Source organism: Aeromonas sp. 75A (assembly GCF_051919425.1).
GTDB classification, from domain to species: Bacteria; Pseudomonadota; Gammaproteobacteria; order Enterobacterales; family Aeromonadaceae; genus Aeromonas; species Aeromonas veronii.
In genome coordinates this window covers 960185-976822 of the sequence record NZ_JBQBES010000002.1, presented here as the reverse complement: position 1 = coordinate 976822, position 16638 = coordinate 960185, and the positions used below count along the sequence as shown (strand labels likewise).

General features: G+C 57.3%; 16 protein-coding genes. 6 read left to right on the top strand and 10 right to left on the bottom strand.

Features of this window, described 5'->3' with window-relative positions; all coding sequences use genetic code 11:
• Positions 1 to 137: 137 nt before the first annotated feature.
• The 5 genes from xni to queF form a co-directional block, all read right to left on the bottom strand.
• Positions 138 to 938, bottom strand: coding sequence for a flap endonuclease Xni (xni, locus tag ACTG2T_RS04265; protein WP_330124033.1), 801 nt, complete (start codon positions 936 to 938; stop codon positions 138 to 140).
• A 187-nt stretch (positions 939 to 1125) separates the two neighbouring features.
• A complete protein-coding gene (gene ppnN, locus ACTG2T_RS04260) occupies positions 1126 to 2481 on the bottom strand; it encodes a nucleotide 5'-monophosphate nucleosidase PpnN (protein ID WP_005338611.1) in 1356 nt (451 codons plus the stop codon).
• 148 nt (positions 2482 to 2629) lie between these two features.
• On the bottom strand, positions 2630 to 4246 hold the full coding sequence (locus ACTG2T_RS04255; RefSeq protein ID WP_139477604.1) for a GGDEF domain-containing protein: 1617 nt from the start codon (positions 4244 to 4246) through the stop codon (positions 2630 to 2632).
• A gap of 83 nt (positions 4247 to 4329) precedes the next feature.
• Positions 4330 to 6612 carry a tetratricopeptide repeat protein gene (locus ACTG2T_RS04250; RefSeq protein ID WP_330124034.1) on the bottom strand — a complete coding sequence of 761 codons (2283 nt, stop codon included), beginning with the start codon at positions 6610 to 6612 and terminating at the stop codon, positions 4330 to 4332.
• Positions 6613 to 6821: 209 nt separating this feature from the next.
• Positions 6822 to 7670 (bottom strand): NADPH-dependent 7-cyano-7-deazaguanine reductase QueF, encoded by an 849-nt coding sequence (gene queF, locus ACTG2T_RS04245; protein ID WP_330124035.1) that lies wholly within the window; start codon positions 7668 to 7670, stop codon positions 6822 to 6824.
• Positions 7671 to 7874: 204 nt separating this feature from the next.
• On the opposite strand from queF, the gene syd reads away from it, so the two are divergent.
• Positions 7875 to 8423, top strand: a complete 549-nt coding sequence (syd, locus tag ACTG2T_RS04240; protein WP_330124036.1) for a SecY-interacting protein — start codon at positions 7875 to 7877, stop codon at positions 8421 to 8423.
• Between the two features lie 104 nt (positions 8424 to 8527).
• Here the strand turns inward: syd and ACTG2T_RS04235 are convergent, their stop codons facing one another.
• From ACTG2T_RS04235 to ACTG2T_RS04215, 5 genes are all read right to left on the bottom strand, one after another.
• Positions 8528 to 9313, bottom strand: coding sequence for a Zn-ribbon-containing protein (locus ACTG2T_RS04235; protein ID WP_330124037.1), 786 nt, complete (start codon positions 9311 to 9313; stop codon positions 8528 to 8530).
• A 3-nt stretch (positions 9314 to 9316) separates the two neighbouring features.
• Positions 9317 to 9613: a DNA-binding protein gene (locus tag ACTG2T_RS04230; protein ID WP_005343755.1), complete on the bottom strand. Its 297-nt coding sequence runs from the start codon at positions 9611 to 9613 to the stop codon at positions 9317 to 9319.
• An 84-nt stretch (positions 9614 to 9697) separates the two neighbouring features.
• Positions 9698 to 9934, bottom strand: a complete 237-nt coding sequence (locus ACTG2T_RS04225) for a DUF2789 family protein (protein WP_005338602.1) — start codon at positions 9932 to 9934, stop codon at positions 9698 to 9700.
• Positions 9935 to 10008: 74 nt separating this feature from the next.
• The gene (locus tag ACTG2T_RS04220) at positions 10009 to 10308 is read right to left on the bottom strand and encodes a DUF3301 domain-containing protein (RefSeq protein WP_047435589.1); all 300 of its coding nucleotides are present in this window, start codon (positions 10306 to 10308) and stop codon (positions 10009 to 10011) included.
• A 111-nt stretch (positions 10309 to 10419) separates the two neighbouring features.
• Positions 10420 to 11460, bottom strand: a complete 1041-nt coding sequence (locus tag ACTG2T_RS04215; RefSeq protein WP_330124039.1) for a DUF3549 family protein — start codon at positions 11458 to 11460, stop codon at positions 10420 to 10422.
• A 276-nt stretch (positions 11461 to 11736) separates the two neighbouring features.
• Between ACTG2T_RS04215 and ACTG2T_RS04210 the strand changes: the two genes are divergently transcribed.
• The 5 genes from ACTG2T_RS04210 (at position 11737) to ACTG2T_RS04190 (ending at position 16340) form a co-directional block, all read left to right on the top strand.
• The gene (locus ACTG2T_RS04210; RefSeq protein ID WP_005338596.1) at positions 11737 to 12072 is read left to right on the top strand and encodes a YqcC family protein; all 336 of its coding nucleotides are present in this window, start codon (positions 11737 to 11739) and stop codon (positions 12070 to 12072) included.
• Positions 12069 to 12842 carry a tRNA pseudouridine(65) synthase TruC gene (gene truC / locus ACTG2T_RS04205; protein WP_076492940.1) on the top strand — a complete coding sequence of 258 codons (774 nt, stop codon included), beginning with the start codon at positions 12069 to 12071 and terminating at the stop codon, positions 12840 to 12842. Before ACTG2T_RS04210 ends, truC begins: the two co-directional genes overlap by 4 nt.
• A 90-nt stretch (positions 12843 to 12932) precedes the next feature.
• The gene (locus tag ACTG2T_RS04200; RefSeq protein WP_330124040.1) at positions 12933 to 13373 is read left to right on the top strand and encodes a flavodoxin; all 441 of its coding nucleotides are present in this window, start codon (positions 12933 to 12935) and stop codon (positions 13371 to 13373) included.
• 542 nt (positions 13374 to 13915) lie between these two features.
• Positions 13916 to 15277 (top strand): maltoporin, encoded by a 1362-nt coding sequence (locus ACTG2T_RS04195; RefSeq protein WP_108612675.1) that lies wholly within the window; start codon positions 13916 to 13918, stop codon positions 15275 to 15277.
• Between the two features lie 91 nt (positions 15278 to 15368).
• Positions 15369 to 16340 (top strand): MalM family protein, encoded by a 972-nt coding sequence (locus tag ACTG2T_RS04190; protein WP_330124041.1) that lies wholly within the window; start codon positions 15369 to 15371, stop codon positions 16338 to 16340.
• Positions 16341 to 16638 lie beyond the last annotated feature (298 nt).

The following is a 16638-nucleotide window of genomic DNA, read 5'->3' as shown; positions in this document are numbered from 1 at the left end:
ATAGGGGAGGATGGGGCTGCTTTATAGCATTTACTCAGCAAACCAACCACATTCCTTTACATTCTACTCACTTTTATCAACAGCGAGGGTGAGTCTCGTCATGGTTCACGCCCTTGCCTGCATTTTTGTTCGGCACTTTAGTCCGGCTGGGGCGGGTAGCGGATGTCCCGCAGGTTGAATCCCAGCGGAATATCCCGCTGCAAGCGCACCAGCCGCTGGGCCAGCAGGGCCTCATCCTGATGTTGGCGCAGCTTGATCAGTGGCTTGGCTGCATCCTCTTGCTGGCAGGCCTCGAGCATGGCTGCAAGATTGCAATATTGCTGCAACAACTGGGTGGCGGTCTTGGGGCCAATCCCCGGAACCCCCTTGATATTGGAACCGCTGATACCTGTCAGGGCCCAGAAGTCGACCAGCTGAGCAGGGGCTACCCCATATTGCTGCTGGACGAAGGCCGCATCCAGCCAGCGCTTGTTGAAGTAGTCGCGCACCTGGATCTGCTGGCAGATCAGTTGGCAGAAGCCCTTGTCGGTGGAGATGATGGTCGCCTGATGGCCATGGCTGGCGATGCCGCTGGCCAGGGTGGCGATCAGGTCATCCGCTTCATCGGTCTCGGAGAGCAGGGCATCGACACCGCACTCCCAGAAGGCATCCTGCAGGGTCGCCAGCCCTTCACGCAGTTCGGGGGGCATGGGGGTTCGCCCCTCCTTGTAGGCCGGATAGACCTCTTTGCGCCAGCTATGCACCTCGCCATCAAACACGGCAATGACATGGGTCGGCTCGCTATTGGCCAGCAGCTTGCGGCAGGTATTTATAAGGTTGGCGCGGGTTGCAACCAGCGCCTGGGCAGGGGTCAGTGCCTGCTGGGCCTGTACCGCGTGCAGACGGCGAATGAGGTTGAGGGCATCGATGATGAGCAGGTGTGGCCGGATAGTTGACATGGGGCACTCTTGGCGGTCGGGACGCCCCATTGTAACAAACCGCTCGCCTTATGGGGGATTGATGGCGGTCGGGACGCCCCATTGTAACAAACCGCTCGCCTTATGGGGGATTGATGGCAGTCGGGAAGGCATAGCGCCAATAAAGAGGGGCGCCGATGCGCCCCTCTGTCGATGATGTATCTGTACCCTAGCGGACGATTTCGTAGCAGGGTACATACTGGCTGCCCGGCAGCTTCATCCGCTGCTGCTTGACGAAGCTCTCCAGCAGCTTGTCCATCAGGTGCATCAGCTCCTTGTCGCCGTGCAGCTTGAAGGGGCCCTTCTTCTCGATGGCGCGAATGCCCCCTTCCTTGACGTTGCCGGCGACGATGCCGGAGAAGGCACGACGCAGGTTGGCGGCCAGCAACTGGGGCGGCTGGTTGCGGTGCAGATCCAGACTGGCCATGCTGGCGTGATCCGGCTCGAAGGGGAGTTGGAACTCCGGCTCAATCTTGAGGGACCAGTTGAAGGAGTAGGCATCGCCGACCGATTTGCGGTATTCGCGGATTTTCGGCATCGCCTCTTTCATCACCCGGGCCACTTCCGGTGCATCGCCGACAATAATCCGGTAGAGCTTGGTCGCCGGTTCACCGAGGGTCGCCTTGATGAAGTCGTCGATAGCACGGAAGTAGTCGGCACTCTCTTTCGGGCCGGTCAGGATGATGGGCATCGGTTGCCGCTCGTTGGCCGGATGCATCATGATGCCGAGCAGATAGAGCAGCTCTTCGGCGGTGCCGACTCCGCCCGGGAAGATGATGATGCCGTGGCCGAGGCGCACGAAGGCTTCCAGCCGTTTCTCGATATCCGGCAGGATCACCAGCTCGTTGACGATGGGGTTGGGCGGTTCGGCCGCAATGATGGAAGGCTCCGTGAGGCCGATGTAGCGGCCGTTGCGTACCCGCTGTTTGGCATGGCCGACGGCGGCACCCTTCATCGGGCCCTCCATGGCACCCGGGCCACAGCCGGTACAGATGTTCAGCTCACGCAAGCCCAGTTCGCTGCCCACGGCGCGGGTGTACTGGTATTCGATCTCGTTGATGGAGTGGCCACCCCAGCAGACGATCAGGTTGGGATCGGCGCCGGGCAGGATCACCTTGGCGTTGCGCAGAATGGCGAACACCACGTTGGAGATATGAGTGGAGTTGGTCAGATTGACCTGGCGGTTGGACTCGAGCTGATTGGAGACATAGAGAATGTCGCGCAGCACAGAGAAGAGGTGCTCCTGAATGCCGCGAATGATCTCGCCATCGACAAAGGCGTGCTCGGGGGCATTGAACAGTTCCAGCTTGACCCCGCGCTCGCGCCGGATCACATGAATATCGAACGATTTGAAGCGCTCCAGGATCTCCTTGGAGCTGTCGGTATGGCTACCGGAATTGAGCACTGCCAGCGAGCAGTTGCGAAACAGTTGATAGATATCGCTGGAGGCAGTCTGCTTGAGGCGATCCACCTCAAGCTGTGACAGCAAATCCATGCTGCCGACGGGATTGATGTGCGTAATCATAGGTTCCCCTTTACTCACTTGTTATCGTTGTGTTTTTCCCTGGGGAGAAAAGGGGACGCTATGTTGCATCCCCTGAGATCGATAGTAGTGGTAACAGAGGGTGGAGGGAAATAGGGCGACGACTGTTCGCTGTTTTTTTAGCCGCTTGTCAGGCCAGTGTCACTTGATCCCGACCGGTGTGCTTGGAGTGGTAGAGCGCCTTGTCCGCCCGCTCGAACACATCTGACGGGTTGTCCCCATCCTTGAACAGGGTTGCACCGATGGAGATGGTGATCTCCACCTTGGCATCGCGAAAACGGAACGGGATGCTCTTGATGGTCTGGCGCAGGGTCTCCAGCGGCTTCTGGAACTTGTCCGGGTTGATGTTGGGCAGCAACACCACGAACTCTTCCCCACCAAAGCGGGCGATGAAGTCGGTGTCACGCAGTGCACTCTGCAGTGCTTTGGCGACCACTTTCAGTGCCTTGTCACCCGCCATATGGCCGTAGTTGTCATTGATGTTCTTGAAGTGATCGATGTCGATGATCGCCATGCAGAGCGGAGTGCGGTAACGAAGCCAACGTTTGTACTCCTGCTCCAGCCGTTCATCAAGGGCGGCCCGGTTGTGTACCTGGGTCAGGCTGTCGAGGAACAGCTTGTGTTTTTGAATGGTCAGCCGCTTCTTGTACTCGGCGGTCTCCTCCTTCATCAAGCGCAGCTTGGACTCCATGGTGGAGAGGCGGGTGAGCAGGTGACGCTCCCGCGCCGCCGTACTGTCACGCTCCTGCAGCAGCAGGTTGATGGCGCCCATATGGCCGGAGATGGCGCGCTTGAGCGCATCGATGGAGTTATGGCTGGCCAGGGAGTGATCGATCGCCTGCAACTCGTTGACCAGCGCCTCGCGGGTCTCTCGGGTTTCGTTTTGCAGCGCACGCCCCTCATCGAGGGATTCGGTAAAGCCGACATGTACTGCAGACAGGCTTTCGTTGAGGGAGCTGAGGAAGGCGCGGGAGGCTTTGCGCTCCTCACGGGTGCCTTCGATGATGAGCTCGATCACCTGCAGGCAGGTTTCCGCCAGCAGGGCAGGGTTGATCCCGATCAGCAGTTGGCGGCGAATGTCGCTCAGGCTCTCGCCGATGGCGCCGGCAAAGTCGAGTTCGGTGATAAGCCGCTGCAGCTCATCGGCGATACGGGCGTGATCCTTGAGATCAAACGGGTCTACATCGGGTTGGCCATCGTTGTTGGCAGTATCACTTTCTTGTTGAGTTGCACCTGACGGTGCCAACAGGGGTTGGCTTGGCAGCAGCTGGATCTTGATCGCCTGCTGGTAAAACTCCAGCAGCTTGATCACCTTCTTTTGGTGATCGGCAATGCCGTAACCGGCGGGACTTGCCAGAAATTCCTTGAGGGACTTGCGGGTCTCTTCCGGGAAGCCCTTGATGTTTTTCAGCTGTTTGGAACCAAGTTCGATGGCGGTCTGGGTCAGGGTGATCGACTCTTCCAGCGCATTGCTGTGCTGCTGCAGCAGTTTTTCAATGGCCAGCAGATCCTCGTCTAGCGCGGTAAATGCGGGATTGTTATCCAGTTTCTGCTTGAGCTTGGCGAAGCGATTGTCCAGCTCGCGGTCGAAGCCACGGCAGGAGAGCATCAACTTGTTGATAAACTGGATACCGCGAGCACGCTCTGCATCGGAAAACGACAGTACGCCGTCGAGTTCCAGCTGTTTCTGCTGAAGGGATTCCCTGAGTCTTGCCAATTGTCCTGCTACGGCAGCGATGTCATTCATTATCAGGTCGCCCTGTTGTCATTATTGTTTTTGGTGTTGGATAGCAACAGTGGTCGAACTTGGTTTCGATCCTCGCCTGTTATCTACATTATTTCCTGGTGGTTATCGGCTGCCGGCTTCCTTGCAAGGCTGGGCCAATTAACCCATTGCTTTTCATGAGAAGAATTGACTTTTACCAGTCCCTTGTCAATTGCCATCAGGCCGCATTGCCACACATCTCCATTAAAAAATGCCGCTTGTTGGCAATCGATCGCCGCGAGCTCCAACCAGGCGTTTTGCTGGCATTTTTCACTGAGCTGAATGGCTCCCGACAGGGCGAGATAGCAGAGGTCAAACAGGCCATTGTGATCGAGCGCGGTTGCCGCTTTCGGCAGGAAGGGGTGACTGACAATCCCGAGGCTGATCCGGCGATCCAGCGGATAGTTGCAAGGGAAGGCGGCGATGGCGGTCAGCAGGTCTCCCGCCAGTTGATGCAGGTTGGTGACGTGGCGCTGTGGCACCACATAGAGCATGTGTCCTTCACGCAAGTCATAGATACGGCCATCTTGCGGGGTCAGGGTGTCCATATAGGCACCGAAGGCCTGCTCGATTTCTCTGCTGGCCTGATAGCCGTGGCGCTCCAGCGTGTTGACCAGGAAAGGCACCCGGAACAGCAGATAGTGCAGCTTGTCATCGAACTCGCTGGAGGGCTGTTCGCTGAGGTACCAGCGATCCGATTTCAGCTGGCGCTTTGCCATCTCCCGCGGCCAGCGGTTCATCAGCCGCTGCCAGTTGGCTAGCCCCGAGCGTGGCTCGATCAGCAGGGCCTCATTGGTCCGTTTCAGTTGCAGGCGGGCAGTACGCAGCTTGAGCCAGAGGGTGAAGAAGAGGTAGATAAAGAGCGCCAGCAGCAGGCTGGTGGTGATACTCGACCAGAGATAGCGCTCCTGCTGATGTTGGCTGTTGTTAAGCCGCTGCTCCAGCTCCTTGATATGTTGCACCCGCTCGACCTGGACATAGTTGTCACGGATCGCCGCTTGCTCCATGGCCTGCTCCTGCTGGCGCACCTCCTCGCCAAGACGGTGGAAGCGCTTGTAGCTGTCGAGAGCCTGACGCAGATACCCCTTCTGCTCGTAGGCCAGCGACAACAGGCGGAATACCTCGTACTGACGGCGGGTATCACCGAGCTGATTGGCCAGCGCGCGGGCGTTCTCCAACTGCAAGATGGCGATGGCGGCCTCCTGCTTCTTCAGATAGAGCTCGCCGAGCAGCAGCAGGGTATCGATCAGCGGCTCTTTGGCATCGCTCAGCTCGTGGGACTGACGGGCCGCATTGAGGTAGTTGCTGGCCAGCGAGAGGTTGCCGCTTTGCAGGTAGGTTTTGCCGATTTCGTATTTGAGCAGGGAGGCTTGTGGTCGGTTGCTCCCCTCATCGAGCAGATCCAGCGCATTGAAGAAGTAGACCAGCGCCATATTGAGGTCGCCCTGCTCGCGATTGAGTCGCGCCAGCACCATCAGGGAGTCACACAGCAGGGAGGGGTTGCCGATGGAGTGGAAGTAGTTGGCCGCCTCATTGGCATACTGCAGCGCTTTCTGGGGCTCCTGCTCCTGCTGGTAGAGTTTCACTATCTGGTTCGACAGCAGGCCGAGAAAGAGCGGGTCATTGAGGCTTTTGGCCTGTTGCTGGGCATCGATATATTCCCCCAGCGCCAGTTGCGGCTGCTGCAGCGCGCGATAAAGATCGCCGCTGATGGCGCTGACCCAGGCACTGGCGAGGGGATTGGGGGTCTTGGCGGCCCAGATCCGCGCATCTGCCAAGTGGGCCTTGGCATCATCGAAGTGCTGGTTCTCGATGTCGTAGCTGGTGCGTTGCAGGCGGCCATAAATCTGGAGCTGGCTCTGCTTGAGCGTGGGGACGGCCAGCTGCTCGTCCAGTTGATCCATCAGGGCGCGGCTGGTGCTCTGGTTATCCGGTTTGAGGGCCTGACTACGGATCTTGAGATAGAGGCCGTGGGCCTTGAGTTCCGGTTGTCGCTCTTTGTCTGCCAGCGCCATCGCCTTGTCGAGCGCTTGCTGGGTGGCCTGATATTGGCCCAGTTGCAGCAGACACTCCCCTTTGAGCAGATGGGCGCTTATAGTCTGGGCCGCCGTGCTGTAACTCAGGATGGGCTCGCGATAACCGAACTCCTGGCGATTGCTGATGATTTGCTGGGGATTATTGGCTGCGCGCGTCAGGAAGGCGGTGGTGATCTGGACGCATCTGGCAGGATCGGTCAGTACCATCGATTGCGCTTGTTGCAGATCGATAGAGAGTTGCTCCTTGTCCAGATCCAGATTCGGAGCTGACAGGGAGGACATCATCATGGCCAGAAAAAACAGTTGATTCATTGGATTAAGGACGGCGCAGAGGTGTTGGCATGTTATCCAAGCCCCCCCCTGCGAGTCCAGCGTTTACTGTGGTTTGCTGGTGGCCGGCAAGTGGGTTTCGTCTGGATTTTATTATCCAGCCCCCTTATCCCTGCTGCGTAAAGCATCAATTGAAGCCTTTTGCCAGTCATGGAGGGCAGCGTACCTGCCCTCTCTGTCGCAGCTCGACTTTATTGGCGGATCAGACGCAGGTTGGCGGGCACGGCTTCGAAATCGGAGCGGAACGGGTTGATGTCGAGGCCGCCGCGGCGGGTATAGCGGGCATAGACGGTCAACTGCTCAGGCTGGCAATAGTGCTTGAGGTCGATAAAGATCCGCTCGATGCACTGCTCGTGGAACTCGTTGTGCTGGCGAAACGAGATGAGATAGCGCAGCAGCTTCTCCCGATCGAGTTTCGGCCCCTTGTAGCGGATCACCACAGAGCCCCAGTCGGGCTGGCTGGTCACCAGACAGTTGGATTTGAGCAGGTGGCTGTGCAGGGTCTCTTCTACCTGATCGCTACCGGCTGCACCTTGCAGCAGGGACGCATCAAACTCGTAATTGTCTACCTCGATATCCTGCTCGTCGATGCACTCGCCGGGCAGCTGGGCAATCTGGTGCGGCGCCTTGTCGAGGGGGAACAGGGTCACTTTGACGGTCTCGCCCGCACAGGCACTCAGATCCTTGGTCAGCATGGCGGCGACTGTCTCGATAGAGTCGCAACGGGTCTGGTTGAAGGAGTTGAGGTAGAGCTTGAAGGATTTGGATTCGATCAGATTCGGACTGGTGGCCGGGATGGTCACTTCACCCACCGCCACCATCGGTTTGCCCTTGGCGTTGAGCCAGGAGAGCTCATAGAGGGTCCAGACATCGCAACCGGTGAAGGGCAGGTCATCGCCCAGCTGGAGATCATCCCGGTTCAGGCTGCGGGGAACCGGCTGCAGCAGGGAGGGGGTGTACTGGCTGATGTAATCGGATTGCTGGCCCAGGCTCAGGCCGGTCAGGGCGCTGGCTCCGGCGTATCTATCTTGTTTGCTCACAGGGTTGCTCACGTAATGTGCTCATGATGAGTGGAATGAAACGGGCCATTGCAGGGCCGGATGGTTGCAGCCGCTTGGCTTGGGCGTTGGCCTCTCTGTATCCCGGATTCTGTTTCTCGGGTCACTAGGTCGGCTGGCAACCTTGTCTGTTACCGGGTTTGGTGGTGCAATAGCGGACTTTGCCAGCAATTGTGGGGATTTTCGATGTCGGATCAAGTTTTGTCTGCCCTGGAGCACTTTTTTGCCCGCTGGCAACGGGATGGCGAGGCCAGACGAGGCCTGCCCCTGTGCGAGTGGGAGGCGGACTGGCGTTCCCCCTGCCAGCTTGGTGAGCCCGCCGATGGTCGGGTGGCCTGGCGCCCTCACCAGCGCCCCGAACCCGCCGATTTTACGGCCATGGCCGATGCCCTTGAGCTGACGATTCATCCCTGCGCCATTGCCCTGTTCGGGCACTGGTTCAGCCGCCCCATCCCCTGCCTCTTCAAGGGGCTGCACCTTGAACTGATCCTGCCGTGGAACGAGGCGGATCTCGACCTGCTCAGGGAGAACCTCATCGGCCACCTGCTGATGCTGCGCAAGTTAAAACGAACCCCCTCCATCTTTATTGCCACCACCCGCAACGAGATGACGCTCATCTCGCTGGATAACGAGAGTGGTCAGGTGTGGCTGGAGTGGCTCGATTCAGGCCGCCGTCTGACGCTGGCTCCCTCCTTGCCGGCGTTTCTTGAACGGTTGGAGACGTTGCCGCAATAGCGTCTGTCCGAGCCACCATCGCTTGGCGGAACAGATATCGAAACAAAAAGCGCCTTGCCATGCGGCAAGGCTCTTTTTTATGGCATCGCGTACAGGGAACGCGCTTAATCCTTGAAATCCCAGGAGAGGTTGGAGACCAAGCGACAGCTGTCGCACTTGAAGTCGAAGATCTCGTGCAGTGGCTCTGCCAGCGCCCACTCACCGCCACAGCTGGGGCAGGGGCGCGCCTTCTCCTCGGCCGCGCTCAGCCCGCCCACCCGGTAGAGGTAGTAGTAGGTAGGGATGCCGCTCAGCACTTCCAGCCGTTTGGCCAGATCGCTGCCGCGCCGGTAGAGCCGGCTGCCCACTTCGCCGATTTCGTGCAGCGCCGCATGTTCGGCGATGGAGCCGTTCATCTGCAGCTGATCGCACGCCTCCCAATCCTCCTGCCACTTGATGATCTGCTTCTGATCTCCGTTGGCGACTGCGGGCAGCTGGTAGAGCGGAATGGGGGCGAAGTGGTCGCCACAGCGCAGCGGCGAGCAGGTATGCAAAAAGCTGGTATAGAGCAGCATCCAGCTCGGCCGCTCGCCCTGCTCGCCGCAAGGGTCGGTGCTGTCAGAGAGTAAATCTGCCCCCTGCAGCTGGAGTTTGGGCGCCAGCAGTCCGGCCTGATTGAGCTGCTGTTCGGCCAGCTTGACCTGATCGCTCTGGTTGTCCGGATGCAAACTATCCTGCTCCGGGCAGACCACCCGACTGACGAAATAGCCGTCGTGCATGCTGGTGGGGAACTCCCGCCCGAGGATCTGGCCCTGATAACGCAGCATGTCGAGGTAGTTGACGATAGCCCGCTCGGCTTCGCCAAGGGAGGTATCGCGGTAGCACTCAAAGCAGAGTTCGACGATATACATGGTTCAGCCTTGCCCCTGCTGGAGGAGCAGGTCGGTCAGGCGATCCACCTTCTGTTCGATGCGTGCGAGCTGTTCGGCGAGTTGTTGCAAGGTGAGCTCCGGTGCAGGCTGGGGCACTGCCTCTGGCAGGATCTCGCTCTCGGCGGTCGCGACGGGCTGCTGCTTCCACTGGCTCAGCACTTTCAGCAGCTCTGCCATCGGCACGGGCTGGGTAAGGCGGGCCTTGATCATGGCGGTGGTGGGTGTCAGGCCCTTGGCGGCCAGCTCGTTGGCAATTCGGATGATCTCGTGGGCGGACATAAGCATGCTCTGGGTGAGAAGGAGGGATCGATATCGGGGCGGGATCTTAACCAAAGCCATCAGGGGAGGAAAGGGGCGGGCGGCTTAGCGGGGCTGGCGCAACATCACATCGAGCTGGTCGATCGCTTCGCACCAGTCGGAATCGTTCCACAGGGCGTCGCGCAGAAAGCTGGCCTGGGCGGCGTTCCAGAAACCGGCCTCCGGCAGCAGGGTCTCATTGTCGAGGTGATGGTCGTGCACAAAGCGGTGCAGGCTCAGCTCGTCGTTGGCCATCCCGAGCTGGGCAAACAGGGCTGGCAGATCATGGACAAGGGGTTCCATCTCGTCTCTCCCTTTGTTTAATCCCTGAGATTATAGACAGGCACAGCAACCGGGTGCAGAGACGAGATTGGGGATCAGGCAGAGGGGATGCGATGGGGGGGCAGATCGACGCCCACGATGTGCAGTCCCTGCATCTTGAGGGTGCCCTGATAGTGGCTCTCGCCATCGCTGGAGAATTCAAACTGATAGTGAGTCAGCAGCCGCAGGGGATTATGCGCCAGCTCCCGCCGATGGCGAGCCAGCGACAGCAGTTGCAGATCATGGTGTTGGCAGTAGCGGCGCATGTATTGCCAGGCCACTTCTGCCTGTTGGCGTTGCAGCCAGAACAGGCCGGCTACGGCAATCAGCAACAAAATTCCGAGCATCTCTCCCATAGGCGGGCTTCCTTATCGTGATGTCGATAACCGGGAGTCCTGCTCGGCACTCCCGATCTCCTTTTCTATTTCCCGCCGTGTTGCCTCGTGGCGTGAGGGGGAGGCGAGGGATCAGGCCGAGGCAAACAGACGGCCGATGGCCTTGCCCAGCGCATCGCTGCGGTCGGGGTCACGTAGTCTGGCCAGCATATCATTGCGAAGGGCCGGTAAAGTGACCAACTCGGCAAAAACCTGATTGAAGAACTGGGTCGGTTGCAGTGCCAGCTGTTCCAGATAGTGGCTGAGCAGATTGGCATCTTTCAGATCGGGCCAGAGCCGGCCGGCGATGGCGAGCAGCAGCGCAGGGCTCGGCTGGGTTTGCAGCAGGGTCAGCAGCTTGTTGGTGCGCAAAGTGCTGCCGGGGCAGGAGGCCATGGCGCGGCAGAGGTAGGCTAGGGTCTCAGGGTTGGGGGCGGCGCACTCCTGCTCCTTGCCGATCCGCTCAAGCAGGGCGCCTTGTACTGCTGGCGGCAGCGGGGCGTTTTCAAGGCTCTGGCAGAGGGCATAGAGCGGCTCTTGCGGCAGTTTGGGCAGCGCCTTGCAGATCAGCGCCAGATTGCGCTCATCATGCAGCCGCTCCGCAAGGTCGGCAAAGCCCTGCAGCCCCAGCGTCTGCCAACCGGTGTCGTTGGGGGCGGCCAGATAGTGGCAGAGGGCATCGTAATAGGCAGAAGGGGCCTGCTCCAGTTGTCGCGCCAGCTTGGCATGCAGACTGGCCATCTTGGACTCCGCCGGGCGGAAGGTGTAGGGATTGTCGGCCAAGCGCTGGGCTTTCTCTTCATCCAGATCGCCGGTGAGCTTGTAGCCCAGGGTCTCCACCACCTGATCCATGAACAGCTTGGGGCCATTTGACATCAGCAGGCCGCGCTCATCGAGGGCAAACTTGAGGAACCAGAGGTAGTGGCGAGACTCGCTCGGCTGGAAGAAGTGCACACCCAGCCAGGCGTGCTGCTGCAGCGGCCAGGGGTAGGGCTCCTGCTGCTGTTCGATGCGGACAAAGGTATCGCTTGCCAGTGGCCGCACCTGGCGGCCCATGTCAAACAGCTGGAACTGGGTGCCAGCCTGAGTCAGAAATTCGGTCAAGGTATTGATGGCAGTAGGCGTCACAGACATGGTGAGATCCGGCTAATGGTGATGCGGGCCGATTATAAGGCCCTTGCCGAGGATAGCCAGTGGCAGCAGACGCGCGTTGCGGCAGATATCAACATGGCAGCCATGCGGGGGGAGGTGTATAGTATCGCCCTTTTTTAAAGTCGGCAGGCCGCGCTGGCTGCCGTGTATGTCGACGAGCAGGCTTAATCGCCGGTGCTGCGCGACCGAATGTATCGGCATCCTGGCTGACCCTGTCGGGTCAGCGGATCAATCTGTGGTTATGAGGAAGAGAGCGAGATGAATCAATATTTGCTGGTAGCTGGCCTGTTGGGGGAACTCACCGCCGAGTTGCAGCGCCTTGAGCGCTGGCAAGCTGACCATCCCGGTGACGAAGCCCTGGCAAGCACCCTGCCTTTTTGTGTCGATACCCTGAGCTTTGATCAGTGGCTGCAGTTCGTGCTGATCCCGCGCATGGAGCAGTTGGTGATGTTGCAGGCTCCGCTGCCCACCAGCGTCTCCCTCTATCCCATGGCCAGCGAAGTCTACAAAGAAGATCTGGCCGAAGCAGAAGCGCTGCTGCGCCTGATCGCCCGCTTCGATCTGCTGCTTTCCGGCAAAGTGATCGAACAATGATGCCAGCGCAAACCCGAGAAGAGAGTGACCTGAAGCTGACCCTGCTCTATCAGGATGAGTGGCTGGTGGCGGTCAACAAGCCGTCCGGTCTGCTGGTGCACCGCAGCTGGCTCGACAAGGGCGAGACCCGTTTTGCCATGCAGATGACCCGGGATCTCATCGGTGGTCGCCATGTCTATCCGGTGCATCGCCTCGACCGACCCACCTCCGGTGTGCTGCTGTTTGCGCTCGATCCGGTGATTGCCCGCGCACTGACCGAAGCCTTTACCCAACGTCAGGTGCACAAGGAGTATCTGGCATTGGTGCGTGGCTGGGCGCCCGAGCAGGGGGTGATCGACTATCCCCTCAAGGAGCAGCTGGACAAGATTGCCGATGCCATGAGCAACCCGGATCGCCCGGCGCAGGATGCCGTCACCACCTTCCGGCGCCTGCATAAGGTCGAGCTGCCCCACGCGGTCTCCAAGAAGCACCCTACCAGTCGCTACAGTCTGGTCAGATTGTTCCCGAAGACCGGCCGCAAGCATCAGTTGCGCCGCCATATGGATCATCTGTTCCATCCTATTGTGGGCGATACCACCCACGGGGATGGGCGCCACAACCGTTTTTTTCGCGAGCACTTCGGCTGCGAACGGCTGCTGCTGGTGGCCCGCACCCTGAGCTTTACCCATCCGGTGCTCAAGGTGCCGATGCGGATCCAGGCGCCGCTCGGTCAGGATGTGTTGCGCCTGTTTGCCGAGCTGGGCTGGCCCGCCAGCGAGAGCGACTACTAAGCGCCTGATCCTCAGCCTTGAACCGGTGGCATCTGACGCCAGCTTGCTGATAGAGTTGCTCAAAAGAGTGACTCAAGCAGGGAGAGGAGAATGGCGCAGATCGATATCGTGGTAGGAACTGTCTACGGCGCAGCCATGCTGGTGGCCGAGACCTTGGCAGATGAGCTGGAACGCAAGGAGCATCACTGTTCTCTGCACGAAGAAGCTCGGCTGGCGGACATCGACCCCGGCCGTTTTTTATTGCTGGTAAGTGCCACTACAGGACAGGGGGACATTCCTCCCAATCTGCAGCCCTTTGCCAGCGAGCTGGCTGACAAGGCGCCCTGGCTCAAGGGGCTGCGGTATGCCCTGATTGCCATGGGCGACAGCAGCTATGACCATTTTTGTGGCGCGGGCCGTCGGCTGGACGGATTGCTGCAAGAGCTGGGCGCCACGCGAGTGATTCCCCCGCTGGAGCTAGATGCTACCGTGCACGATGAACCCGAACAGGTGGCACTCAGCTGGCTGAAAAAGTGGGATATTCAGCCCTGAATATTCTCTGAAAAAGAGCCATATCAATCCCCTGATCCTTAACCGGCAGGGGATTGTTATTTGCACAAATGTCATCTCACTCAGCAAGCATATTTCCCACTCTTATTGTCGATAGTGGCGGAGGGATATTTTCCCCTTTTGGCATTCCATCGGCGTAATGGTTTCAAGCGCACCGCAGACCCGTTCTCCAAATAAAAGTTCAATCTTGAAAGCGATCTCAGTCATGTTTTTGTCATTCGATCGTAAAATAACGACTTTGGTTCAGTCGCGAATTAATTACTGGTAACGCTTTCAGGTTTGGTGTGGTTGCTTGTTTTGCGGTTTTATTGGTTAACTGTTGCCTTGTTGGCCGTTTTTTTGCTGGCAGGTGTTGTGGCTATCGTTTGCCGAGCGATTTGTCGCCATTTTGTGAGTCGCTTCATATTTGTCGTGAAATACGCTCCCTATAATCAACCTCGGTTATCACCAACAGGATTACATGGTGATAAGAAGTTGAATATTCAGGATCACACTCCTCACTGCGGGAAATAAGGAATATGACAATGAAAATGAAGTGGCTCCCGATTGCAGCAGCTGTTACTGCCGCCCTGGCTTCCCAAGCCGCCTTTGCCGTAGATTTCCACGGTTACTTCCGTTCCGGCGTCGGTGTTTCCGGCGACGGCGACATGGTTAAATACAACGTCAATAAAGTTGGCCGTCTGGGTAACGAAAATGATACCTACGGTGAAGTGCAACTGGGTCAGGAAGTATTCAACAAAGATGGCAAGACTTTCTATGTTGATTCCATGTTTGCCATGGCTTCCAACGGTTCAAACGACTGGGAAGGTACCGGTACTGTTTGTAACTTCGATGCCAAGCAGTGCAATGGTGATTCTGACTTCGCTCTGCGTCAGTTCAACGTACAAGCCAAAGGCTTGCTGAACTTTGCTCCTGAAGCAACCCTGTGGGCTGGTAAGCGTTACTATCAACGCCATGACATCCATATCTCCGACTTCTACTACTGGAACATCTCCGGTGCTGGTGCTGGTATCGAAGGCATCCAGGCTGGTCCGGGTAAAGTCTCTTTCGCATGGGTACGCAACGATCGCAGCGCTGCCGATGTGTTTGGCCAATACACCAAAACAGGTGTAACTAAGAAACCCGTTTTGGATGCCAATGGTAATCCGACCGGTAATTACATCGAAGAGCCTACTTACACCAAGAATGAAGACCTGAACGTCAATACTCTGGATCTGCGTTATGCCGGCATCCCGCTGTGGACCGATGCTTCTCTGGAGCTGGGCGTGGATTACGCTCTGGTCAATGAGACCAATGATCAGAAAGCACTGAAAAAAGACCCGAAAGACGGCGTTATGCTGACTGCTGAACTGACCGCAGGCATCCTCGGTGGTTTCAACAAAACCGTGCTGCAATACGGTACCGAAGGTTACTCCAAGACCATGGCTTTCTATGGCGATGGTTCCTGGTACGGCGCTGAAGCCAAAGACGGTGCTGATGGTTTCCGTATCATCAACTGGGGCGTTGTTCCGATGGGCAACTCCTGGGAGATGGGTCACCAGCTGGTTTACGGTGTAGGCAACGAAATGTGGGACGGCAACGACAAGTACGAAACCATGTCCGCTGTTATCCGCCCGATGTACAAGTGGGATGACTTCAACAAGACCATCTTTGAAGGCGGCTACTTCAAGGACAACAACAAGTCTACCAATGGTAGCGAAGACAAAGATGCTGGCTACAAGCTGACCCTGGCACAAGCTTGGTCTGCCGGTTCCAGCTTCTGGGCCCGTCCGGAAATCCGTGTGTTCGCCTCCTATCTGGCTAACGACGAAGACAAGAAAGTCTTCGAAGGCAATACCTCCAAAGACACCTACCAATTTGGTGTTCAAGCAGAAGCTTGGTGGTAAGCAAAAGTTTAAGTTAAGTTAGTGACTGCCCCCTTATGGGGGCAGTTTTGTTTCGCCGGATCACGGCCACCGGATTATGGAGATAAGAAAAATGAAACGGGTAAAGATGTCTATTGCAGCCGTAATCACTGCGCTATTAACCGGTTGTGCCGGAAACATGGTTGTTCCTCTTGAAGAACATGGCTCGATCTTGAGCGATGCAGATCAAGCCAAGCAAGCGTTGGCCAAAGCCTCAAGCTGCTGTGTGGCGTTTAAAGATTTCAGTTATGCCCCCTTGCCTGAAGGTGAGACCTTGCTGGCCATTGATGGCAAGCAACCCACTTTTCAGTTTGATGAGGGGATGAGTTACTTTGCTGCTTATCGCTTGCCGACCAACACCGGCAATCTGGCGATCAACCTGGCATCACAGGTGAGTAAAACCGTGATGGTGCCCAAGGTCATTATGCTGGATGCCGAGTTCAAGGTGACTCGGGTCCTGGGTGAGTCAGTATTCAGCTATCAGCCTGCTCACTTGCTCGATAACGACCGTATCGAAGGACGTGTTTTTGTTGACCGCAGCATGCCTGGCAACCCGGCCAGCGAAACATACATGATCGTTTATGCGCCCGCGGATAAGCTCTCTGGCAGCACAACAATCCTGCATCCATCAAAAGCATTTGCTCGCGCTAATGGTACCGTTGAGCCTGATATCAAGGATCCGGTGATCCCGCACTCCCCGTGGGGTTTGGTGCAGATCAAAGTCAAAGATATGGCCCGTGGAAGTGGTCTTGAAGCGGTATTCAAACCCGAATATGCCGACAAGGTGGCCATGAGCCAGGGTCAGCAGGTTGCAGCGATAGCGACTACCGCAGCCGTTACCACAACTGCAACAGCTGCGGTCGCAGCCAAACCTGCTCCTGCCATGCTGAGTGAAACAGAAGCCTTCTACCAGAGCCAGATCGAAAAAGCGGTCAAGGCGGGGGATATCGACAAGGCGATGAAGCTGGTGAACGAGGCTGAACGGGCCGGTTCAACCAAGGCAAAAAGCGTGTTTATTGATGCGGTCAAGCGCTCGCAAAAATAGAATAATACGACTCTTTGTTGGTCAGATATATTTATTGAGGCCTCCCTTGTTGGAGGCCTTTTTAATCGGTAGACTGTAATAAATAAAAATCACGCCGTTACATTTGGTTACAGTGAGTTGCTTTTTGATGTAAATGGCATTATTAAAATACAAAGTGAAACTGCTATTTATATGTCTTTGTAATAGAGTGACAATGCAGATTATTAACTTGTATTAGATGCGTTTTTTAGCCGCTAAACAAGTTGTGATCTTCCCTCCAAATTCAATATTCCCCCGCCTTCGAAAGCAGCAATTTTTG